Source organism: Legionella steelei (assembly GCF_001468005.1).
Lineage (GTDB): Bacteria > Pseudomonadota > Gammaproteobacteria > Legionellales > Legionellaceae > Legionella > Legionella steelei.
Genome location: NZ_LNYY01000021.1, coordinates 439,362 through 461,521, shown reverse-complemented (window position 1 = coordinate 461,521; position 22,160 = coordinate 439,362). Strand labels below are relative to the sequence as shown.

The window sequence follows — 22,160 nt, the reverse complement described above, 5'->3', positions numbered from 1 at the left end:
AACTTTATCTATGCTTTTTACTCTTTTGCAGTTGTCGCCATAGATTGGAGTTGTATTATAAACTCTTCTTCAATTTTATAGTGAAGGCAATTATTTTTTAACTTTTCAATATAACCCAACTCTTCTAATCGATTTAAGGCGGGAAGAATCTCGGTGGACAATTCATATCGAAATCGAGGAACAAACGAATTCAAGATTGCCTCTTTATCGACTACAAAAAACTCCCTTACATCTTTATGGCTAGGGTTATTAATGTCATTTTTAATAATACTCATAAAATGAGGGAAATCATGAAAAAGCCGGTCTAAATCTAATATTTTTTTATTCTTTATGCGTGCAACATTTTTCCTATTATTCATGAATTTTTGTATTTGCAACCCACTTAGAGCAGTAGTAAGACCGCCAGCTAAAAAACCAAATAAAAATGAGATGTCCATGGATGTTTATTCTAAATTAAAATGATTATTGAACAGCTGATCGTATGAGCGATCATAAATTGGTTAATTATATATCAAAATAAAAATAAACGTAATAATGACTTTTTGATTACCCTAGCGATGTAATCTACCCTAAAAACTCTATAAATTTCTTACTATCAGGTCTATGTAGAGGCATCAAGCGCATCTTATACCAGATGAACTTGACGTGAACACGAGTAATTCTCTTGTTTTTTTGGCTGATCCACATGAAATATTTTGCTAATATATACAAATAAATCATTTTTTATACAAAAATGGTTTTGTTCATTTGGAGAAAATCAATGACTAAAAAGACACCCAAAAATTTTGGAAAGTCGATTGACTGGAGCGTAACTTCAGACAAAAAACAAATAAATTCGCTGAATAAAAACACCCGGACAATTGCCGAGCAATTGGACAAAAATCCATTCCCGGATAAAGATCAATTAAATCCAAAGAAAAAACAATAACATACACATTAATTGATCAACAAAAAATAAAACTTGCGTATTTTTTATAAAAACTTATCATAACTAATACGCTTTTTATTGAAAAAGGATTTTATAAATGATGTTATTTAGAAGATTTGTTACCTCCTCTGCCCCTAAAGCAATTAAGCCTACTCCTGCTACCAACCGTTTTTTCAAAGATATAAATTGGACAAGAGTCAAAGAAAATGAGGCAAAATCAGAATTAAGCAAATCGGTTCAAACTATTGTGAAAGAGCTTGAGAATACTTCGTCAACAGATGCTTCAGGGCCTGCGAGAAAATTTAAATAATTTTGATGCAAAAAGAGCAGAATTCTTGCCAGTAATCCTGCTCTTATTGTCATGATAAGTTCAGCCGATTTTGCAATACCAAACTATCTAATGCCTCAAAATGCTCGGGAGCAGCAGATTTTAATTCCTCAAAATCAGCTTCAGCTTGAACATCAAGCACACCGTCTTGAACCGTGGCGACGATATTTTCCTCAAGATTATTAATTGAAGTTGACGTAATTCCTTGTCGCACAAATGCAATTTTAGCCGATCCAAATTTACTTGGATCAATGACTCTTGCCATACTCGTGGCAATCGAAATATCTGCCCCCTTAAAAAGCTCCTCTTCAGATGTCGCATTGCTATTGAGTTGGCTTTGATTAATGAAGTCTACATATTGCAAAAGATTGACAACATAAATTGTATTGGTTTCACAATCTACTACTACCGCTGGCTTATTATCTTCTGGCTGCCCTGACTCTTGCTCTTTCCCTTTACTGAATTTTTTCTCAATCGCCAACTCATTATTTACCACACTAATAATTACCTTTTTAGATTGATTTTCTTGAATAACTGATGGAAACCGTTCACTCACACTACGATAAGAATCCAATACATACTTAGGGGGAGTAATAAAATCATTATTAGAAATACCCCTTTGGATTACCCCATCAACCGCTTTCTCAGGTTTTCTTGTCGAGACAGTTATTAGATAAGTCCCATCCTTTTCTAAACCGATATCCAGCCATTTAGGCCATATATTACACATCTCTTTGAATACATTAGGCACGCGCTTATGTTGATCCATTCGACGTGTCAGAAAATCACCGCTCATATTGTAAGTCACTACTGCTTCTGCATGCGTCAATGTACCAATGTGTTTTTTATGAGCTCCCTTCACACATTCATCCTCATAAAAAATTGTTCTTTTTCTATCAACGGTAAGAAGCGCAAGCTCATCTAATGCATATCCTGTTTGCTGTTGCAATTGCAACGCAAAACTCTCTGTTGTAATAGATTTACCACTGCCAGGTCCCCCTGCCATCAATACAGTGAAACGGTCAGGATAACTTTTAGGGGCTTTTTCTTGAACACCAACAAACGTATTCGCATCCATTGCTGAAACTAATGGTAATGCTTCATATTGAGACTGTTTAAGAAGTCTCTCGATTATACGCTCTGTAAGAGTATACATTCGCTCATCGACTTCACTTCTAAGTAATTTATCTGCTATGTGCGTCATCGCTAACTCGCTTAACATAGAATCAGATCCATCTATTATTCCCTTTTCTTTTCGTTTTAAAAGCTCTGCTTTAAATCTCTTAAAATGCTTATGGACTTGATGATGCTCCTGTTTACTTGGATCCTTAAAAGCATCATATACCCAACTCAAATATTTCTGTCGTTGAGATAACATGCATATTTCTGGAAGCACTGGCAAAACATGCTGTGTGTGAAAACTACGGACGAATGCCCCAAAATCATTATTTTGAGGAGGAGTTTTTAACAATAAAGGAATTAAAGCGCCAGTGATTTGTAAGGAGCGACGAAACGTTTCAAACAACATTAAATCACCAACAGATTCACCATGTTGACCTTTGTAACGCCCAAAACCTTTTACCTTCAATGACAATTCATCTGTTCTTTGCACTGAATTTTTTAATGCAGTAAATTCGACAGAAGCATCTCGAAACACCTCTGGAAATGATTCTTTCCCGGACTCAAGAACTGACTCAATATCACAAGAACCTTCATTGTACTTGCCCCAATTGTGTTGAGAATAGAAACGCACAATATGTGTATTGCCACCTAGAGCAATATGTCTATTAGCTACCCGAGAAGAAGTTCTTGAATACATAAGCGTTCTAGCCAACATCGTTTCATCTCCTAACTTAACATACATAACTTGGGCTAATTTTACATAAAACATCTTAACTAAATATTAAGCATGCAGATTATTTTTAAATCATAACCTTTATTGATTCGGCTCCAGTTTTGTTGTTAAGGTCATATAATGGTGCGGATATTAATCTATGTGACCTAAAAACATACCAATTGTTGTTTTATTGGCGAGAAATTCGATGTAAGAGAAATAACTTGCGTAGACTGCCAAGGTCTTTTTTATACAATTTAATGAATTTAAAATTATGAATTTTTTTAAGAACAGCAAAACCAAATCGGCCGCATGAGAATAATCAACTTTTAAAACACCGGGGTAATACGTTTTTAATTTGTAGCATAGCCGCGAGTTTCATGCTTGATTTTTCAACTAAGCGTTACTAAACTACCCCAGTCTGTTCTGGACCGTATCACGGCCAAAATTCCAGAACAATTGCATCCCTATAACTCATAAAAGAGGATCATATGCTAAAAAAGTTTTTTATTTTTTCAATTATGGTTCTAGCGAGCATGCTAAGCGCCTGTGGTCCTATTTATAATACCGAATACAATTTTGTTCCGCCTAAATCAGATGTTGCAAAAATGTGTACTGCCCAGTGTATTCAAGGCAGAAATGATTGCGAACAAAGTTGTAGGGTAGACAATGACCATTGTCGTATGAGAGCCCAACAAAATGCTTTATTTGAATACAAACAATATAAAGAAGAGCGAAGAAGAATGGGTTTACCTATCGATAAATCAGTAACTGATTTTGATCGAAGCAGTAGCTGCAACCATTCTTGTCGATGTGAGTCGACCTATAGAGCATGTTATTCTGCCTGTGGCGGTGAAGTCATAGAACATAAAGTATGTGTCGCTTTTTGTGATAAACGCCAATAATAATGTGACATCAAAGCCATAGGGTCTGTTTATATTGAGCAAGTTTGAGCCTAAATGTAAACAGACCCTATGTTGACATAAAAAAAACGTCAAGTTGCATAATTTAAACCATTAGATCTATTATTTTACAATTCAAGAAATTTTTGCCACACTTTAACATGATCTATTGTGTTGCGCAGAATAATAATGAAGAAAATCATCCTTTATTTTTTAGCTTTTATTGGCACACTCGCAATATTATTTTTTATCTCCGAATGGTTTACTACAACTGGAACAACAATGTATGGAGGGGGAAGTCCTGTACCCGTACCAGCAGGAGTTGGAAATCCTAATTACGCGAGCGGTCCCATAGCCATGATGCGTAATCAAAACCAGTCCAATACAAACCAAGCTCCAGAACATGTGATGCGAGGTATGATTATTCGCAATGCGGATATTGCTTTGCAAGTCGATGACATTAATTCGGCAATGGAAAAAATCACTCATTTGGCAGAGAGTTCTGGAGGATACGTAGTCAATTCCAATCTATATCAAGATAACAATATTGCGGGGAATACTACTGCAAATATCAGTATCAGAGTACCTGCTCAGGGCTTGAATAATGCATTAAGTACCTTGAAATCACTTGCAACACACGTTGTACAAGAATCGGTAACTGGCGAAGACATTACACAACAATTTGTCGATTTACAAAGTCAACTAAGTAACTTACAAACCGCCAAAGAACAATTATCAAAAATTATGGCCAGCGCAACAAAAACAACGGATGTTCTTAACGTATTCAAACAATTAAACGAGATACAAGGACAAATCGATGTCCTTCAAGGACAGATAAAATATTACAAAGAATCAGTGGCTTATTCATTAATCAATATTAATTTAAGCATGAATCCAATCATTCAAACCGAACAACAAAAACAATGGAACATTTCTGCTACATTTATTGATGCCTACCATTCTTTAGTCGATGAGTTGCGTCATTTTACCTATGGTTTAATTACATTTTTCGTGTATTTCTTACCCTTAATTTTAATATGGATTTGTATCTTCTTGGTTGTTTATTGGATAGGAAAAAAAATTTGGCATGGTTTTAAATAAAGCCTGACTTATTTATAAATTGAAGTGAGATAACCTGTGATTCATCATTTTAGGTCAAAACAGTTTATTGGTTTTTTAATGGTAGGATTAATATCATTAATAATAAATTTCTTTAGCAGAATTATCTATAACTATTCATTCAGTTTTTCAACATCCATTATTTTAGCCTATGTTACCGGGATGATTGCCGCTTTTACTCTTGGAAAATTATTTGTATTTAAGAACAGCCAACAAACGCTCACCCGTTCCATTATTTTTTTTATTTTAGTCAACTTGGTAGGGATGCTGCAAACTTGGTTTTTCAGTTTACTGCTTGCTTATTATGTTTTACCTGCACTCAATGTGCAATCGCACACTCGAGTAATAGCGCATCTATTGGGGTTAACCACTCCTATGTTTACAAGTTTTCTGGGACACAAATTTTTCACTTTTCGAGAAAGCAGCTAATCCATATTCTTTCTTACAAAGATGCCGCTGCAGTAGCACTTCGAAAGGCCTCCATTATCTGCAACCCATTTCATGACCTATACTTATTGAATAATAACACTGCACCTTTGTGAGATTTAAAAATGGAAAACTCATGGAAAGATCAGTTAGATCAAGCACTAATCAAGCAGTTGGGTACGAAAAAAGGGAAACAATTAGCCAAAAAATATCTCCCTGCATTGTCAATGAGCTATTGCGAGCAACATACTGTTGAGGAGGCAATAGCTGATCTCGTACAAATTGACAAACTATCGCCAGACAATCCATTAGCGATTGTTTTTTACGAATCTCCTCGTGGGGAACATCCATTACATATTACGCTGTATCGATACGGGAGCTCCATTCCCTTATCGGACATCTTACCTATGATTGAAAACATGGGATTAAGAACTTATACCGAGAGACCGTATCGCATCGCTATCGATCCCAATCAATTTATTTGGATTGGTGATTTTAATGTGTCCTATGCTCATTCCCATTTATTCACTTTGGACCAGGTAAAAGACATTTTTAATGAAGCTTTAATCAAAATACATGTTGGGGATTGTGAAAATGACGGCTTTAATAAGCTGGTTTTAGGGGCAGGATTATCCTGGCGCGAAATAACCATCATTCGAGCTTATGCTAAGTACATGCAACAAATTGGCTTTCGCTTTAGCCAACAGTATATAGAAAAAACGATCGCAGCCTATGCGGTGATTGCAAAAAAACTAATTCAGCTGTTCTATTTAAAATTTGGTCTAAAACAAAATACCGCCAGCAAAGATAAAATGGCGGATTTGGCGCTTGAAATTCAAGCTGATATCGATGCCATTACCAGTCTGGACGAAGATCATATCATCCGCTATTTCTGGTCTTTAATTAAAGCGACACTGCGCACCAATTATTTTCAATTAGATTCCCATGGTGAGCCCAAAAAATATTTATCACTTAAGCTTCATACAACCAAAGTGCCTGACTTACCTCCAGGACAACCCCTGTACGAAATTTTTGTTTATTCAACACAGTTTGAAGGCATCCATTTACGTAGCGCCAAGGTAGCACGTGGCGGTATTCGCTGGTCTGATCGCCCAGAAGATTTCCGTACGGAAATTCTTGGCCTTATGAAAGCGCAAAAAGTAAAAAACTCAGTGATTGTACCTTCTGGAGCTAAAGGTGGTTTTATTTTAAAAAAATCACTCAACCTGCTTGATCGTGAGCAAATAAAACAAGAAGTAACCCATTGTTATCAATCATTTATCAGAGGGTTACTTGATCTTACAGATAATTTTGAAAACGACCGTGTTATTTCTCCCCCGAAAACCGTGTGTTACGACGATGCCGATCCTTATCTTGTTGTAGCAGCTGATAAAGGAACAGCAACCTTTTCTGATATTGCGAATGCGATTTCTAAAGAATTCAAGTTCTGGCTTGGAGATGCTTTTGCCTCTGGAGGATCTGCGGGCTATGATCATAAAAAAATGGGTATTACTGCGCGTGGTGCATGGGAATCGATTAAACGTCATTTCCGCGAATTGGATATCAATATCGAGCAACAAGATTTTACAGTCGTTGGTGTTGGCGATATGAGCGGGGATGTATTTGGTAATGGCCTAACCTATACCCCCCACGGTCTTTTGCTCGCAGCATTTGATCATCGTCACATATTTCTTGATCCTAATCCTGACGGGCGTAAATCCTTTGAAGAGCGTCAGCGCTTATTTAATTTACCCACCTCATCATGGGAGGATTTTAACCCTCAACTCATTTCCAAAGGTGGCGGCATTTACAAACGCTCAAGTAAATCCATTGCCATCACCCCAGAAGTAAAAAAAATACTGGCAATTACCGACAATTCATTAACTCCAAACGAATTGATTCGAGCAATCTTAAAAGCCCCCGTAGATTTGTTATTTAATGGCGGAATTGGCACTTATGTTAAAGCATCAACTGAATCGCATGCAGATGTTGGCGACAAAACCAATGAATTTTGCCGTATTAACGGCAATGAATTGCGTTGCAAAATAGTTGGTGAAGGTGGCAATCTCGGATTTACGCAACTTGGAAGAATAGAATATGCCTTAGAAGGTGGTCTGATTAATACTGATTCAATCGACAACTCAGCAGGTGTAAATTGCTCTGACCATGAAGTAAATATCAAAATTCTGCTCAATAAGGAAATAAATCAAGGAACACTTACTGAGAAAAAACGCAATCAATTGCTGACCAAAATGACCGAGGAAGTTGCGCAGCTGGTGTTACAAGATAATTACAATCAAGCGTTAGTTTTAGGCTTTTCTGCCATGAATTCCCTAAGCTATAGCGGTTTATATCAAACGTATATTAAGGAACTGGAAACAGTAGCCGATTTAGATAGAAGTGTTGAGTTTCTTCCTGATGATAAGCATCTTTTAGAACGTAAAGCAGCAAGCCAGGGACTGACGCGCCCCGAATTGTCTATTATTATGGCTTATACAAAAATTTATATCACTGGAGAGTTATTAAAATCGGATTTACCCGATGATCCCTATTTTGCAACCATACTCGATACCGGATTTCCTTCATTACTCATAAAGTCTTATGCCAATGCAATGCAGGCACACCGATTACGACGGGAAATCATCGCAACACAGCTTAGTAATCAAATCGTTAATAGTATGGGCATCACCTTCATGTATCGTATGCAAATCGAAACCGGACAGCCAGTGGCCGATATTGCTCGTGCCTATACTATTGCAGCAAAGGCTTATCAAATAGATGATTTACATCAACTAATTGACTCGCTGAACTATAAAGTAACCGTACAAACTCAATATGAGTTGTTGCATCACGTCAGACAACTAATGAACTTAGCAACACGTTGGTTTTTACATCATCGACGTCTGGAAGGTGACATTGCGAAGAACATTGCCCATTACAGTCAATCGATAAGCAAACTTGAAAAATCAATTCCTGATCTCATGGCGGGTGTGACTAAAGAATACCTTGATAAGATAGTCACACAGTTTGTAGGAATCGGTTTATCCGAAAAAGCCGCAAAAAAAATTGCCGCAACTCGCGCTATGTATACGGTGTTAAATGTAGTAGAAGTGGCGACACAAAATAAATTTGACCTAGGAAGAACAGCAGAAGTTTACTTTAAAGTAGGCAGTACTTTTAGTTTGGTTTGGTTCCGTGATCAAATTGGTAACGACTCTCGAGAAGGACATTGGAACAGTTTGGCACGGCTATCTTTACGTGATGAACTGGACAACTTACAACGCCGCTTAACTATAGTCATTTTAATGAATGATCAAAAAAAATTGGAGTCTGATAAATTAATTGCCTATTGGTTCGCAAAAAACAGTTTTATCCAGCAGCGTTGGGAAAAGTTAATGGAAATGCTCCTGAGCAGCTCCAGCATCGATTACACTATTTTCTTTATTGCACTACGCGAATTATCGACATTGATTACAGTGGAATAATTGAACAATTATAAGAGTTTTTACAAATTGTCCTATATCATTTTAGGGAAAAAGACTTTTATAGTGTTCAGCAATTGCTCCAGGATGAGTTATCCAGATTTGATCACGATGCTTTGCAATATAGGTTAACGCGCGTCGTAGATGCTTTAAGCGAAAAGGTTGACCAATAATATAAGGATGGAGGGCAACCCCAAAAACTAACGGCCTTAACTTAGATTGTTCGAGCATTTCATCAAAGTGGTCTATCATCATATCGGCGAACACTGAGGCGCTCATTCGATTAGGGACAATCGCTGGGATATCATCGATTTCTTGTGAATAAGGAATCGATAAAATTTTCCCGCTTTCTGTTTTAAGCCAAGTGGGTTGATCATCATGCGCCCAATCGAGTACATATTCATAGCCTGCAGCATGCAAAAGATCAGGCGTAGCCAGACTTTCTGAGATCCATGGACCTAACCAACCTTGAGGAAGCTTTCCTTCTTCTTGTTTGATTTTCTTTGTAACTTCTTGAATCATTATTTTTTCATCTTCTTTACTTAAGCTGCCTTGTCGAATGGAGTTAGAATGACCATGCGCAACTACCTCATCATTGCGTTGACGAAAAGCGGTAACGACTTGCGGGCAGTAATCATATATTGATGTATTCACCAGTAATGCCGTAGGTAAATTAAGTTGATTAAATAACTCAAGTAAATACCACACCCCCACACGGTTGCCATAATCACGCCAGGTGTAATTTAAAATATCAGGTTGTGGTCTTGGCCCAGGCGCTAACTCAGCTCCCAAACCTTCACCAAAAGAAAAATGTTCTAGATTAAGACCGATATAAAATGCCAAACGCGTTTTGTTAGGCCAATCAAAGACAGGTCTATCAATAATGGGTGAATAATTATAACGATAATGATGTTGTAACATAGTCGCTCCTTCTTTTGCTTACCCAAAAAATTGATTCCAAACCGGGCTCCATTTATATATTTATAGCCTATTTCTTCTAATGCTTAAGCCTTTTTGCTCGTTTTATGAAAATTAAGCTGATTTATCAAAACAGGCTTATTAACCCAGGATCTATGGAAATCATTTAGAATTAATATAAAAAAATACTTTGAGATGAGACTATAATTCTAAATATGCTGATGTTTATGGTTATGCACGAAACACATAAATAATATATTGAAAATAAACAAGTAGCCTATTTACTCGTTCGGTATAGGAGCTATTCTATTATGAATCGATATCATCCCATTCCGGTTCATTGGTATTTTGATCCATCGATTTATCAACTTGAAAAAGAACATATTTTTAAACAAAGCCCTGAATATGTCGGACATAAGCTCATGGTGCCTAACTTAAATGATTATTATGTTTTGAAACGTAGTCATGATAAAGAAATGCTGATCCATCACGAAGAGGGGGTCAGTGTACTCTCCAACATTTGCCGGCATAGGCAAGCTATTATCTTATCCGACGCAGGAAATGTAAAAAGAATTCGTTGTCCAATTCACAGTTGGTCCTACAATACCCAAGGTGAATTGATCCATGCGCCACAATTTGAACTCACGCCATGCTTCAACTTAAAAAAAGATCAGTTGAGTGAATGGAATGGACTTTTATTTAGAGGAAACAATAAAATAGAAGCGAATGCTTTAGATGCTCCAGCAAGCGTCCTATTTGATTTTTCTGATTACGTATTCGCTCAAGCAAAACATGAATACTATTCCTTTAACTGGAAAATATTCATGGAAGTATATCTGGATGATTATCATATCCCTTTTGTTCATAACGGTTTAAGGCGATTAGTCGATGTACGGCAGCTTGGTTGGACAATCAATGACAGGCACTCCGTCCAATATGTAGGCATACAACCTGATCTATCAAAATCTGGATCTGATAATTTTAAGGCATATCAAGATGAGTTATTGGCCCAGACACATGGTGATTTGCCTAAGTATGGCGCCGCTTGGTTCGCTTATTACCCCAATATTATGATTGAATATTTTCCATTTATGTTAATCATTAGTACGATTTCACCTGTAGGCATTAATCAATGCCTCAACAGCGTAGAGTTTTTTCATCCCAAGGATATTTGGTCATCTAATCCAGCCTTATGCGCCGCTGCACAAGCAGCTTACTTAGAAACAGCACGTGAAGATGAAGAGATATGCATTAAAATTCAGCAAGGAAGAAAAGCGCTTTATGAACAAGGTGAAAATCAAACTGGCCCCTATCAGCCCACCATGGAAGCAGCACTACCTTCATTTTACGACTATCTCACTGAAAAATTAGGATCTTGAATTCAACGCTTCTGCTTCACGTACCAAAGCGCTTATCAACTCACCGGCATGTATATTTCTACATAATTGAGCCGATTGCCCTGCCCACATAGACATAAAATCACTATTGTTTTTTTCTTTTGCTTTTTTTCTCATCATACTTGTTAACGCATTTTGAATTGGATAGTCCAGAATATTGTTTTTCCTTCTATCCATTCGTTCAGTAAACTGATTGCGTATTCCTCGTGCTAGTTTCCCAGAAAAAGCACGTGTAAGTACCGTATTATCTTGCTTCTGAGTCAGTAAAGTGTGTTGATAGCTATCAGGGATACCCGCTTCCAAACAACTAAGAAATGCAGTTCCCATTTGGATCCCCTCAGCACCCAAATCAAGGGCAGCAACAACGCCTCTGCCATCCATAATTCCTCCTGCTGCAATAATAGGGATTTTTATTTGATCCCTTAATTGGGGCACAAGACTAAACAAACCAATCAACCCATCTTCATCATTACCAATAAAAGTTCCTCTATGCCCCCCTGCTTCACTTCCTTGGGCAACAAGTGCATCAATACCACTTTCTGCAAGTATCCATGCTTCAGCTAAAGTTGTCGCGGTGCCAATTAGAAAGGTATCATTTTTTTTAAATTGAGATATCCACTTAGAATCCAACAAACCAAATACATAACTAAACACAGGAATTTTTTCTTCAATGAGGACATTTATTTGTTCCTCAAAAGATGGGGCGTAAGGTCCGGTAAGTGGCTCAATTTCTATATTTAATTCCGTGCAGGATTGTGCAATATCATTACATGATTTTTCAATTTGCGCGCGCGTGGCATGGTGGTTCCCGGGAATAAACAGATTAACTGCAAAAGGTTTATTCGTTAACTCACGAATTTTTCTTAGGGCTTCTCGTATTTCAGGAGGATTCATATATCCAGCGCCCAATGAGCCAAGACCACCGGCATTACAGACTGCCGCCACCAATTCCGGGGTGGTGGGACCACCAGCCATAGGTGCTTGAATAAGCGGAAATTTTAAACCAATTTGATCGGTTAGTCTTGTCTGCCACATGTTGATTTATCCTTTTTTAAATTCATTAGTCCTAAACTCGATGTTCTATGAATACTATAAGTGTAGATTTAGCTCTAAAAAGTTCCAATCTGTTCTTCCGCATTAATATTTTACGCAAAGACTTAATCATCAGCTGTAGCAATTATTCTGTGATTTTTTTAATATGTTACTTTATATGTATGAAGGTAACTTTACCCTCTTCAGAATTTTTAATAAATATCTTCTGCCTTTCAGTTAGGAGGACGCCATGAAAGCACAAGTGATATCATCTTTTGGTGATTCTTCAGTCTTTAAAACGATTGAACTTCCCAAACCTCAAGTTAAACCCGGCTATGTACTCATTCGAGTTGTAGCAACTAGCGTAAATCCTGTTGACTGTAAAGTTCGATCTGGAAAATACGCCCATATTTCGCCCCCATTTCCAGCAATTTTGCACAGTGATGTAGCAGGCATTATTGAAGAAGTAGGTGATGATGTTGTTGAATTTGCTGTTGGCGACGAAGTTTATGGATGTGCGGGTGGCTTTCTCAATGAAAGCGGTGCTTTAGCTGAATTTATGCTGGCTGATGCGCAACTCATTGCAAAAAAACCCAAAGAGCTGAGTATGGTGGAGGCTGCTGCATTACCCCTCGTTTCAATCACTGCTTGGGAAGCATTATTTGAAAAAGTTAAAATTAAGCCAGGGCAAAAAGTATTAATTCATGCAGGAACAGGTGGAGTCGGGCATATTGCAATTCAGTTGGCAAAATGGGCTGGGGCTGAAGTATATGCTACCGTATCGTCTTCAGATAAAGGGGACATAGCAAAATCACTGGGCGCCAAAGAGACAATTAATTACCGGCATGAGTCAGTTCAAGATTATGTTTATCGATGGACTAAAGACGTGGGGTTTGATGTGGTATTTGACACGATTGGCGGGGAAAATCTTGAAAAATCATTAGCTGCTGTTGCTGCCTATGGCAATGTCGTCAGTATCCAGGCAACGTCCAATCATGATATTACCCCCTTACATGCCAAATCAGCGAGTTTACACGCTGTTTTTATGTTATTGCCTTTATTGCATAACCAACAACGTGCACGGCATGGCAAAATTTTAAAAGAAATCGCACGCTTAGTCGATGAGGAGCATTTAAAACCACTTATTGACCCACACCTTTTTTATTTCGAGAACATTGAAAAGGCTCATTCATTATTGGAGTCAGGAAAGGCGGTAGGAAAAATTGTGGTTCAAGCATATTAATTCTTTACTCTTATAGCCCGGGTGCAGGTCTAACTGAAAACCCGGGTTTCACTTTGTTTCACCAAGGCTACAGATACTTTAATGTATTGTCTTTAAATCAATATGTTTTAAGCTCGGTTGAAGCAAATCTTGATTCAATTTACAGAACAGCATAGTGCTTGCTATAACAGCCGCAGGCATAACCAATATATTTAGAATAGGTATCAAACTGGCCAAACTTATAGAAAAACCAAATCCAAGTGACAGCATTTTATTACTAGCAACTTTCTTACGCATTTCTTTGAAGCGAATAAGATTATTATCCATAGCAAAATCTTGGTATTGAATACTAAGTATCCAAGCATTAAAAATAAACCATAAGATAGGATAAATCGGTTGGAGAAAAGGCACAAAAAATAAAATACCCATAACTAAAAAACGAGGCAAAAAATAGCCAAGAAACTCAGCTTGACGTTTTAGACTCCGTAGTACCATTTCATAAAAGGGCAAAGATGGAATTGTACTGCCAAAAAGTAAATTTTGAGTTTTTTCGGCCAATAAGCCATTAAAAGGAGCAGCAATGAGATTGAAAAATACAGTAAAAAGTGACAAAAACATTAAGATAAAGCTCAATATAAAAAAGACGAAAAGGACACTGCTGAGAAAACCTAGCCAGGAAGGTAATTTATCAAGGTAGTGATATGCATAAGGTAGTAAATAGTAATCGATAAGATAAAACAAGCCAGCAAACATTATAAAATTAATGGCTAAAGGCAATAGAATAAAACGCTTCAATCCAGGAGTAACAAGATGATGAATCCCTTGTACCATATAGAGCATTCCTAGAAAAAAACGTCTCATTTTTATCCTCAAAACTTTATCCGAATCCCATGATATAACCATCATCCTTTTATTAAAATTTCTTTTTAAAATTTTACACAAAATAATGTCTGTTTCCCTATTGCGAACTCGAGTCAAAATGGCCAAATTTTCAGATCAACTTACCATCATTAAGAGATCTCTCGTTACACTTGGTACGGGAATATGTAAACAGCGAAACGCCAACAATCATGACGGTTTGGTGAAGATAATAGAAATACAGACAAACACTAATGACACATTAACTTATTGTTATATAATGCGATTTTCTTAAATAAAAAAGGGTCGATAAATGCCAGAAAAAAATATGTCAGAAAAAATACCAACACAAACCAGACAAATTCCTAAATTACTCACCTTGACCGCACAGGCAATCAATAAAACAAACCCCAATCTTTTTTTTACTTTGTACCAAAATAAAAAATTACCTCCAGAAATAGAGGATCAATATATTAATCCGCCCGTGCAGAAGTTGGTTAAAGAGCATGAAGAAATTTATAAATCCAATGTAAAACGCAGGAAAGAGGATGTTGGCTATTGTGCTTCTCGGCTTGATAAAGACACTTGCTATAGAAAATGCGTTGGTCTGACTATGGCAGCCTTAGGCAGTGGCGTACATCTTAGCGTTTATTACATTTTGCGTGCAAGCGGTGCCTCCTCTTCAGCAACAATTACATTCCTTGCTACAATTCCCGCCACAATCTGCGTTCTGACTTGCTTTAGTCCCTGTGCTGCCCATTTGTTATCGAAAGGAATAGCGAACTGCGTTATCCCTGGGGTACCCAATGAGGAAATTGATTTAAACGATAAGGTAGATGATATTGAATCACAACGCTCAATAGCGCCCTAAGGTTGGTCTAGATGTTTGGTCTTCCGTCATCCCGAGCATAGCAAGGGATGGCATTCGGGTTCTACTGCATGCAAGCGATACATCATCTTTTGTAACAACTTTGTTACAATCGCAAAGAATCTTGTTATACCCCTGTTACATTCTTTCTTTAAACTAAGAGCAGATAACAATAAGAGGGGAATCAGATGATTAAGAAATTATTGCTGTGCGGCGTATTAGGTGCAGCGACCTTATTTTCCGCTACTGCTTTTGCTTACTATCATTCACATGATGATTATCCACGGTTCAAATTCTATCGTCACCACCACCATAATCATTATTCAAGATGGAAAAATGCCCATCGATGGACACCACCGCGAGACTATATTGTAGTAGAAAATGGCGGGCCAAATCCAAGATACCATCAACATTACTGATACTTACAACGTCCTGAGGCTTGTCCCACCCTGTACATTTGTTAACAAAACTAAATAAACCTAGGCTGGGCTGCTAAGCCCAGCTTTTGCTGGGTTAATTCTTAATCCCCAGAATATCCATCATGAAACCGATCATTGTAATGCTGGGCTTAGCAGCCCAGCCTACACTTGGGTGTTACAGTTTGAAGATCCCAACGAAACTCCAATCAAATTTTTTTGCATACATTCTCTACATGCTATTCAAACCACATACAAAGATCTGCTAAAATTTTTCTTCTATAACACGAGCCCATTATTGAGTGATTCATGAAACTATTCATGCAATTAGGTATTTTTTTTCTGTTCTTATCACTGGTCATTTATTCATTTTTGGCAGTTTATGTCAGTAAAACCGCAGAGAACGATGAGAAAAAACGAGCAGATGTTATTTTGGTTCTTGGTACAAAAGCTTATCGTGATAGCACCTATAACCCATGCCTTGTTGCACGTGTAAAACATGCAGTGGATTTATATAAAGCTCACTATGCGCCCAAACTTCTTTTTTCCGGAGGAACAGATAAAGAAGATGGAATAAATGAAGCACAGACAATGAAAGAAATTGCCCTATCATTAGGAGTACCTGCCAATGACATCCTGCTTGAACCTGCATCAACGTCAACTTATGAAAATCTTCTTCTATCTAAGCCATTATTACAGGCGAATCAGATGAAAACTATTATTTTAGTCACTGAAGCTTTTCATGCACCCAGGGCTATTTTAGTAGCGCAAAAATTTGGCCTTGATGCAGTCAGCTCACCTGCAATCGACAGCATTTGTTGGACCAAAAGCAAATATTTATCACGTTATTTTCTCAAAGAACCACTAGCTATTATGTTTTATAAAATGAAAAATCGATTATGAAACCCTTTGATGGCCAGTAAAAAAGAAATGACAACGACATTAAATGCACTCGAAGCCTGGGTAGAGCGAGGTGAAACCCGGGTTTCGGCCTACGGACCGTCTCCCAGGTTACTTAATCTACCCACACTATTACCTACTTTATTTGCCTTTAGTACATGTTTCTGTTCCCAGTTGGCTGTCAGATTGCAATACCCAATTAGATTGCAATGAACCATCTGGCTTAATCTCAATCATTTGAATACCAATGGTATCCGGTTTTCTAGGATCCCAAAATGAAGAAGAAATAACATTAGTTAAATTAGGATGCATCACGCCTGTACCATAAAGAACCGGATCCCCCGCACTATTATCCCATTCTAAAGTGTAGGTATCCCCTGTTTTTGTTAAACTCATGGGATAAGAAGCTGTATTGTTTGCAGCGTCAGTACGTTGGCATTGATAATTCCCTAAAACAGAAGTAGTACTGTTATTATTTGTTGCTTTACCTGTATTGCTTGTGGTGGTACTTGTATTATTTGGTGTCGTACTTGTCGTATTACTTGTGTCAGTACCTGCACTATTTGTCGTGGTGTTGGAATTACTTGTACTTGTGTCATCAGCATAAGCTGCTAGCGTTGATAAAGATAACGCAGTCACTAAATAAACATTCTTAATCACAGTTTTCATAATAAATTCCTTTTCTCATAATCACCTTTTATACGAGTTAATTCTATTGTTGTGTTGCTTTGGTGCACGTTTCCGTACCACCCTTATCTTTGTTACTTTCTGCAAAAACACCATCCAAAGAACCATCAGGTTTAATCGTGAAAATTTGAACCGTTGTTACAGTTGGCGATTTAGGTTGCCAAAAAATATAACCAATCGCGTTAGGGACATCTTTATTAAAAATTCCCTTGCCTATGTAATAGGGAAATACGCTTCCAGTTGGGATACCAGAAACTTTAAAAACATCCCCATTTTTTTTAAATACTATAGTTTCTGTTCCATCATTAGGCGTAGTAAACGGATCGTGATATGAACATTTATATGCTCCAGAAATATCGGGGGTATCCGCAGAATAGATATTGGGTGATACTGCCAAAACGCCTAACATCGTTGCTAGGGAAAGCTTATTGATGGCACGCATAAGAACTCCTTTTCTTAAGAACTTAAATGATTTTAAGGTACCGAAGATAATAATAAATATATGTTACACAATATGGAAAATCAAATTTCAAATAGAATAAATTATATATAAATAGTTATTTTAATTATCAATGAAAATACTCTGAAATTTATAAAGCAGAAGTCGAGTAAACGATTCAAAAAAAAGAGAAAATTACTTTAGACCTCTTGCCAAAGCGAAAATGCATGAGGTCTATGACGAGTTATCAACTACCTGAGGACATAGCTAATCGATAAGACCTATAACTTTCTAAATTTGCTGTTTGATTCTCTTCAAGAAAATTAATTAATTTTTTCAAGCGTCCTTGGTTTACGGCTAAAGTTTCAAAAAAACCTAATCGTTCCGTTTTGCCATAAACCGCCGCCATTTTGCTTTTTTCTGCGGCTTGACGCTTCACTGACTCCCATTCAGCACGCAGTGAAAAAGGCTCTTGGGGTTGGGCACCCACGTTAAACTGCCCTATATATTTTTCCATACACAAAGCATAAATTGCAGAGTGGACAATTTTTGCTTCGCTACCTGTCAGTATTCGCTCATACATTTTGACTGATAGGGCAAAATCCCAAACGCCAATAAGGGATTTATCATTTTGGCGGTTAAAATCCTTTTTTAATAGCCGAAGTGTTTCTTCTAGGGCCGCCTCCTTATCCTCTAAAAAATCTGGATTCCCTCTGAATCTATGAATAAAAGGATAAATCCAACGGCTCGCATCCGTAGCCCTAAGGAAATTCTTACGTCCAATAATGCCGGTAGGTAGTAAATGTGCCACATGATGCAACGCATCAACTTCTTTAATTGAGCGCAGATTAATGTATCTATCATTAATATTGAAAAATTGCACACACGCATTAACGTCCTTAGTAAGCCAATTAAAAATTGCCAATTCAGAACGCCGCTCTTCATCTGTTGTAGGGACTCGAAAATAAATCAATGCAGGCATTAAGGCGAGTTGCTCCAAAGTGCAATGTTGATACATGAGATAAAAAGTTGACCTTAACAAAAAGATTATGTCTTGCAGCTTTTCGATTTCTTGTGGTCTGTTTGCAATAATTTTTTCATTCAATTTTGCAACTGGATAGTTTTTTAGCTCATCGAGTTCCGCATAGAGAAGCATGCGACTCGTAGACTTCAGTAAGGAGATAAGCTCCATACACTTCAAAGAGTTACTAGTCGCCGAAAGATGATAAAAACGACTTTTTAATTCTTCAAACATCATGGGATGATGAAAATCAGCATGCAATAAATCCGCATTCACTAATGATCGTTGTAAAGCAAGCCAGGGTGTAACACATGCAGAAGTATTCCATTGGTTACTTTGCTCACAAGGCATGGTACGAACTACCCGATTCCAGAATTGTTTCAAGAGTTCTTTAACAGGAGGCATCATATCAGGTTGAATATCGATCTGCTCCCCAAATGGCGCAACCAGTTCAGATAATTTTTGAACGAGGTCACTCGCGTCCATAGGCGCTTTTAATAAGACAATACTGCTTCTAAGTTCATCAATCTGTTTTTTTAACTCGCCGACTTTCATCCGTTCACTCCTTGTCGTATTAAGCTGTGATTAAGAAAGTACTTAACAAACTTCTGAACTAAAATCTAACACACGACGAGCTTTAGTCAACAACTAATGCAAATTATTGACATTTTAACTAACTAGATGCCAGAGTATGCTTTTTTTCTCTAAAATATCATGCCCCACATTACCGATTTTTCTCAGTTTATCGAAGAACACGTGCTCAAAAACAACCCAGGTTACTGCTGAACAGGTTTTTCATCAAGCAAACTTTCTTCTTGTCGTACTCCTGAATCATTTTACAAGTATGATCTAGGATGGTTTGATCTGTACTCTACACGCTATTTTCCCCCGGAAGTATTTACCAATCCCCCCTCAGAACACCGAAAAACCAATGCCTTGCCACTGGAAGATGGGGGACTAAAAAATAAAATTTTAATCATTCACGCCAAGCCTAGCCCCAACAATAAACTATCATTTTGCTCTTCACCCTACGCGCTTACAGATAAAGAATCCCAGCAACTGTTTAAAGACGATTTAGCACGTTATGCTCATGATATAGGTCATTAAACAAATAAGGCGGAGATATATTCCTGCGTGAGAATAGCAAGATTTTAGAGCAATCTGTCTATATTTACATAACAACTGATGCATACCGCCACCTCAATGTGTACGTTATTTTTTGTCGGCTGTCCTGGAAGTGTATTTCAATCATTATTATGGCAATATAAACAGTTTGTTATCATTGCATAGAATTCTATTGCGCAAAAAGGATGTCTAACCAAAATGTTTGATTTTACCGGAAGTTATACAGATCAATATCAACTGACTATGGCACAGGTTTATTTTTTGAAAGGTCACAAAAATGATACTGCCGTCTTTGATTATTTTTTTAGAAAACTTCCATTCGGCTCAGGATATGCAGTTTTTGCTGGTTTGGCAGACTTATTAGCAATCTTAGAAAACTATCATTTCAATGAACACGACCTTCATTTTTTACAAAGCCAAGGAATGCATCCTGAATTTCTTAATTATCTGAAAGATTTTCGCTTTAATGGAACCGTTTATGCTCCATTAGAAGGAGATATAGTTTTTCCTACCGCCCCCGTTGTAACTATCGAAGCAAACATGCTCGAGGCGCAACTGATTGAAACCATTCTTTTAAATTTACTCAATTTTCAAACCCTTATTGCAACAAAAGCAAGCCGAATACGACAGGTTGCAGGTGATTGTAAATTAATTGATTTTGGTTTGCGCAGAGCCCAAGGCCCAGGTGGATATTATGCCAGTCGTGCGGCGATTGTTGGTGGCTTTGATGGAACAAGTAATGTCTGTGCAGGCCGTGATTATGATATTCCTATTTCTGGAACTATGGCTCATTCATTCGTACAAAGTTACGACAGTGAGTTAACTGCATTCCGTGACTTTGCTGAAGTCTGGCCTGATAATTGTACCCTTCTTGTTGATACATACAGCACACTAGAAAGTGGTGTACCTAATGCAATTCGCGTAGGCAAGGAAATGGAGCAACAGGGACATCGATTGCATGCAATCCGCTTAGACAGTGGCGATTTGGAATATTTAGCAAAAAAATCACGGCACATGTTAAATGAAGCAGGTTTGGATTATGTAAAAATAGTTGCATCCAATCAATTAGATGAGTCGAGAATAAAAACTCTGCGTGAACAAAAAGCACCTATTGATATTTTTGGCGTAGGTACAAATTTAGTTATTGGCGCCCCAGATGCAGCTTTAGATGGAGTGTATAAACTGGCTTTTGCCAATGAAAAACCTCGACTTAAACTCTCTGAATCAATTACTAAAATCACGCTACCCTATAAAAAACAAGTGTTTCGCTTAGTGCATCAAGATACCTTTTTAGGCGTAGATGTTGTTGGCCTGAGGGATGAGACGCAGTTAGACAAGATCTATACTCCCTTTGCAACGGAAGAATTAGTGCCTCTTGCTCATTATCAGCAAGAACCTTTATTGCAAAAAGTCATGGAGCATGGCAAACGGCTCGTACCACCAAAAACATTACAAGAAATCGCTCAATACAGTAGAACACGTTTGCGTCAACTGCCCGAAAAATACAAAAGGCATGATGAGCCGAATACTTATCAAGTAGGATTAAGCAATCAGCTGCAAATAAAACGTAATGAACTAATTAAAAAATATAAAAAATAAATTCTAGAAAACGATGAATACTTTAATTATTCTTGACGTACAAAATGATTTTATGCCCGGTGGCTCATTGGCAGCACCACACGCCGATTCAATTATTCCCGTAATTAATCGCTTGCTACCCAAGTTTGATTTAGCTGTTGCGACTCAAGATTGGCATCCACAAAACCATAAAAGCTTTGCATCCAACCATCTTGGAAAAAAACCTTTTGAAAAAATTATGCTGCATGGGATAGAACAAACGCTCTGGCCTGATCATTGTGTGCAGGGAACTTGGGGGGCAGATTTTTATCCAACACTAGATATGAAGCCTGTAGCTGCTATTTTTCGCAAAGCAATGGATCCTGAAATAGACAGTTACAGCGGTTTTCACGATAACGATCATAAAAAAAATATAGGTTTGGCTGGTTTTCTTCGTGATAAAAAAGTCAAAGAACTTTATTTTTGTGGTCTATGTGCTGATATCTGTGTGTATTTCACGATAAAAGATGCCCTTCAAGAAGGATTTAAATGTTATTTAATCGAAGATGCGACTATGCCTTTGCATGAAGCGCACTTTAAAAAAATCAAACTGGAACTTTTAGACAAGGGCGTTACATTCGTACGCAGCAAGGAAATTAAGTTCTGATACTCCTCTCGGATGGAGATTTTTATATCATTTA

The 22,160-nt window shown here is 37.5% G+C and carries 21 protein-coding genes; 13 read left to right on the top strand and 8 right to left on the bottom strand.

Annotated elements, in window-relative coordinates; translation table 11 throughout:
• Positions 1–17: 17 nt before the first annotated feature.
• Positions 18–437: a hypothetical protein gene (locus Lste_RS16660; RefSeq protein ID WP_058512109.1), complete on the bottom strand. Its 420-nt coding sequence runs from the start codon at positions 435–437 to the stop codon at positions 18–20.
• A gap of 323 nt (positions 438–760) precedes the next feature.
• On the opposite strand from Lste_RS16660, the gene Lste_RS19435 reads away from it, so the two are divergent.
• Both Lste_RS19435 and Lste_RS16655 read left to right on the top strand, forming a co-directional pair.
• Positions 761–928 (top strand): hypothetical protein, encoded by a 168-nt coding sequence (locus tag Lste_RS19435; RefSeq protein WP_193393439.1) that lies wholly within the window; start codon positions 761–763, stop codon positions 926–928.
• A 97-nt stretch (positions 929–1,025) separates the two neighbouring features.
• Positions 1,026–1,238: a hypothetical protein gene (locus Lste_RS16655; protein WP_058512108.1), complete on the top strand. Its 213-nt coding sequence runs from the start codon at positions 1,026–1,028 to the stop codon at positions 1,236–1,238.
• A 49-nt stretch (positions 1,239–1,287) separates the two neighbouring features.
• On the opposite strand, the gene Lste_RS16650 is transcribed toward Lste_RS16655, so the two are convergent.
• Entirely contained in the window at positions 1,288–3,120 is a 1,833-nt protein-coding gene (locus Lste_RS16650) for a hypothetical protein (protein WP_083504024.1), read from the bottom strand.
• Positions 3,121–3,581: 461 nt separating this feature from the next.
• Here Lste_RS16650 and Lste_RS16645 point away from each other — a divergent pair, with 461 nt between their 5' ends.
• From Lste_RS16645 to Lste_RS16630, 4 genes are all read left to right on the top strand, one after another.
• Positions 3,582–3,995: a hypothetical protein gene (locus Lste_RS16645; protein ID WP_058512107.1), complete on the top strand. Its 414-nt coding sequence runs from the start codon at positions 3,582–3,584 to the stop codon at positions 3,993–3,995.
• Between the two features lie 186 nt (positions 3,996–4,181).
• Positions 4,182–5,093: a DUF4349 domain-containing protein gene (locus Lste_RS16640; RefSeq protein ID WP_058512106.1), complete on the top strand. Its 912-nt coding sequence runs from the start codon at positions 4,182–4,184 to the stop codon at positions 5,091–5,093.
• A 36-nt stretch (positions 5,094–5,129) separates the two neighbouring features.
• Positions 5,130–5,540 carry a GtrA family protein gene (locus Lste_RS16635; RefSeq protein ID WP_058512105.1) on the top strand — a complete coding sequence of 137 codons (411 nt, stop codon included), beginning with the start codon at positions 5,130–5,132 and terminating at the stop codon, positions 5,538–5,540.
• Between the two features lie 122 nt (positions 5,541–5,662).
• Positions 5,663–9,022: an NAD-glutamate dehydrogenase gene (locus Lste_RS16630; protein ID WP_058512104.1), complete on the top strand. Its 3,360-nt coding sequence runs from the start codon at positions 5,663–5,665 to the stop codon at positions 9,020–9,022.
• A 42-nt stretch (positions 9,023–9,064) separates the two neighbouring features.
• On the opposite strand, the gene Lste_RS16625 is transcribed toward Lste_RS16630, so the two are convergent.
• Positions 9,065–9,940, bottom strand: a complete 876-nt coding sequence (locus Lste_RS16625; RefSeq protein WP_058512103.1) for a polysaccharide deacetylase family protein — start codon at positions 9,938–9,940, stop codon at positions 9,065–9,067.
• Between the two features lie 308 nt (positions 9,941–10,248).
• On the opposite strand from Lste_RS16625, the gene Lste_RS16620 reads away from it, so the two are divergent.
• A complete protein-coding gene (locus Lste_RS16620; RefSeq protein ID WP_237760518.1) occupies positions 10,249–11,316 on the top strand; it encodes an aromatic ring-hydroxylating oxygenase subunit alpha in 1,068 nt (355 codons plus the stop codon).
• On the opposite strand, the gene Lste_RS16615 is transcribed toward Lste_RS16620, so the two are convergent.
• Complete coding sequence (locus Lste_RS16615; RefSeq protein ID WP_058512101.1) at positions 11,305–12,369, bottom strand: NAD(P)H-dependent flavin oxidoreductase; 1,065 nt, start codon at positions 12,367–12,369, stop codon at positions 11,305–11,307. The two genes, Lste_RS16620 and Lste_RS16615, sit on opposite strands and share 12 nt — an antisense overlap.
• A gap of 247 nt (positions 12,370–12,616) precedes the next feature.
• Between Lste_RS16615 and Lste_RS16610 the strand changes: the two genes are divergently transcribed.
• Positions 12,617–13,609 (top strand): zinc-dependent alcohol dehydrogenase family protein, encoded by a 993-nt coding sequence (locus Lste_RS16610; protein WP_058512100.1) that lies wholly within the window; start codon positions 12,617–12,619, stop codon positions 13,607–13,609.
• A gap of 78 nt (positions 13,610–13,687) precedes the next feature.
• Here the strand turns inward: Lste_RS16610 and cysZ are convergent, their stop codons facing one another.
• The gene (gene cysZ / locus Lste_RS16605) at positions 13,688–14,449 is read right to left on the bottom strand and encodes a sulfate transporter CysZ (protein WP_058512099.1); all 762 of its coding nucleotides are present in this window, start codon (positions 14,447–14,449) and stop codon (positions 13,688–13,690) included.
• 310 nt (positions 14,450–14,759) lie between these two features.
• Between cysZ and Lste_RS16600 the strand changes: the two genes are divergently transcribed.
• The 3 genes from Lste_RS16600 to Lste_RS16595 all read left to right on the top strand — a co-directional run bounded on the left by Lste_RS16600 (position 14,760) and on the right by Lste_RS16595 (position 16,633).
• Positions 14,760–15,317, top strand: a complete 558-nt coding sequence (locus Lste_RS16600) for a hypothetical protein (RefSeq protein WP_237760517.1) — start codon at positions 14,760–14,762, stop codon at positions 15,315–15,317.
• 185 nt (positions 15,318–15,502) lie between these two features.
• Entirely contained in the window at positions 15,503–15,733 is a 231-nt protein-coding gene (locus Lste_RS18995) for a hypothetical protein (RefSeq protein WP_083504005.1), read from the top strand.
• A gap of 306 nt (positions 15,734–16,039) precedes the next feature.
• Entirely contained in the window at positions 16,040–16,633 is a 594-nt protein-coding gene (locus Lste_RS16595; protein ID WP_058512098.1) for a YdcF family protein, read from the top strand.
• 138 nt (positions 16,634–16,771) lie between these two features.
• Here the strand turns inward: Lste_RS16595 and Lste_RS16590 are convergent, their stop codons facing one another.
• The 3 genes from Lste_RS16590 to Lste_RS16580 all read right to left on the bottom strand — a co-directional run bounded on the left by Lste_RS16590 (position 16,772) and on the right by Lste_RS16580 (position 19,332).
• On the bottom strand, positions 16,772–17,299 hold the full coding sequence (locus tag Lste_RS16590) for a hypothetical protein (RefSeq protein ID WP_058512097.1): 528 nt from the start codon (positions 17,297–17,299) through the stop codon (positions 16,772–16,774).
• A 43-nt stretch (positions 17,300–17,342) separates the two neighbouring features.
• Positions 17,343–17,759, bottom strand: coding sequence for a hypothetical protein (locus tag Lste_RS16585; protein ID WP_058512096.1), 417 nt, complete (start codon positions 17,757–17,759; stop codon positions 17,343–17,345).
• Between the two features lie 244 nt (positions 17,760–18,003).
• Complete coding sequence (locus Lste_RS16580) at positions 18,004–19,332, bottom strand: hypothetical protein (protein ID WP_068311001.1); 1,329 nt, start codon at positions 19,330–19,332, stop codon at positions 18,004–18,006.
• A gap of 768 nt (positions 19,333–20,100) precedes the next feature.
• On the opposite strand from Lste_RS16580, the gene Lste_RS16575 reads away from it, so the two are divergent.
• Together Lste_RS16575 and pncA are read left to right on the top strand one after the other, a co-directional pair.
• Positions 20,101–21,501, top strand: a complete 1,401-nt coding sequence (locus tag Lste_RS16575) for a nicotinate phosphoribosyltransferase (RefSeq protein WP_058512095.1) — start codon at positions 20,101–20,103, stop codon at positions 21,499–21,501.
• 13 nt (positions 21,502–21,514) lie between these two features.
• Positions 21,515–22,126, top strand: coding sequence for a bifunctional nicotinamidase/pyrazinamidase (gene pncA, locus Lste_RS16570; protein WP_058512094.1), 612 nt, complete (start codon positions 21,515–21,517; stop codon positions 22,124–22,126).
• Positions 22,127–22,160: the final 34 nt, after the last annotated feature.

Excerpts from the sequence above, each read along its gene's own strand:
- Lste_RS16660 (WP_058512109.1), bottom strand. The coding sequence starts at position 437 with ATGGACATCTCATTTTTATTTGGTTTTTTAGCTGGCGGTCTTACTACT.
- Lste_RS19435 (WP_193393439.1), top strand. The coding sequence starts at position 761 with ATGACTAAAAAGACACCCAAAAATTTTGGAAAGTCGATTGACTGGAGC.
- Lste_RS16655 (WP_058512108.1), top strand. The coding sequence starts at position 1,026 with ATGATGTTATTTAGAAGATTTGTTACCTCCTCTGCCCCTAAAGCAATT.
- Lste_RS16650 (WP_083504024.1), bottom strand. The coding sequence starts at position 3,120 with ATGTATGTTAAGTTAGGAGATGAAACGATGTTGGCTAGAACGCTTATG.
- Lste_RS16645 (WP_058512107.1), top strand. The coding sequence starts at position 3,582 with ATGCTAAAAAAGTTTTTTATTTTTTCAATTATGGTTCTAGCGAGCATG.
- Lste_RS16640 (WP_058512106.1), top strand. The coding sequence starts at position 4,182 with ATGAAGAAAATCATCCTTTATTTTTTAGCTTTTATTGGCACACTCGCA.
- Lste_RS16630 (WP_058512104.1), top strand. The coding sequence starts at position 5,663 with ATGGAAAACTCATGGAAAGATCAGTTAGATCAAGCACTAATCAAGCAG.
- Lste_RS16625 (WP_058512103.1), bottom strand. The coding sequence starts at position 9,940 with ATGTTACAACATCATTATCGTTATAATTATTCACCCATTATTGATAGA.
- Lste_RS16620 (WP_237760518.1), top strand. The coding sequence starts at position 10,249 with ATGAATCGATATCATCCCATTCCGGTTCATTGGTATTTTGATCCATCG.
- Lste_RS16615 (WP_058512101.1), bottom strand. The coding sequence starts at position 12,369 with ATGTGGCAGACAAGACTAACCGATCAAATTGGTTTAAAATTTCCGCTT.
- Lste_RS16610 (WP_058512100.1), top strand. The coding sequence starts at position 12,617 with ATGAAAGCACAAGTGATATCATCTTTTGGTGATTCTTCAGTCTTTAAA.
- cysZ (WP_058512099.1), bottom strand. The coding sequence starts at position 14,449 with ATGAGACGTTTTTTTCTAGGAATGCTCTATATGGTACAAGGGATTCAT.
- Lste_RS16600 (WP_237760517.1), top strand. The coding sequence starts at position 14,760 with ATGCCAGAAAAAAATATGTCAGAAAAAATACCAACACAAACCAGACAA.
- Lste_RS18995 (WP_083504005.1), top strand. The coding sequence starts at position 15,503 with ATGATTAAGAAATTATTGCTGTGCGGCGTATTAGGTGCAGCGACCTTA.
- Lste_RS16595 (WP_058512098.1), top strand. The coding sequence starts at position 16,040 with ATGAAACTATTCATGCAATTAGGTATTTTTTTTCTGTTCTTATCACTG.
- Lste_RS16590 (WP_058512097.1), bottom strand. The coding sequence starts at position 17,299 with ATGAAAACTGTGATTAAGAATGTTTATTTAGTGACTGCGTTATCTTTA.
- Lste_RS16585 (WP_058512096.1), bottom strand. The coding sequence starts at position 17,759 with ATGCGTGCCATCAATAAGCTTTCCCTAGCAACGATGTTAGGCGTTTTG.
- Lste_RS16580 (WP_068311001.1), bottom strand. The coding sequence starts at position 19,332 with ATGAAAGTCGGCGAGTTAAAAAAACAGATTGATGAACTTAGAAGCAGT.
- Lste_RS16575 (WP_058512095.1), top strand. The coding sequence starts at position 20,101 with ATGTTTGATTTTACCGGAAGTTATACAGATCAATATCAACTGACTATG.
- pncA (WP_058512094.1), top strand. The coding sequence starts at position 21,515 with ATGAATACTTTAATTATTCTTGACGTACAAAATGATTTTATGCCCGGT.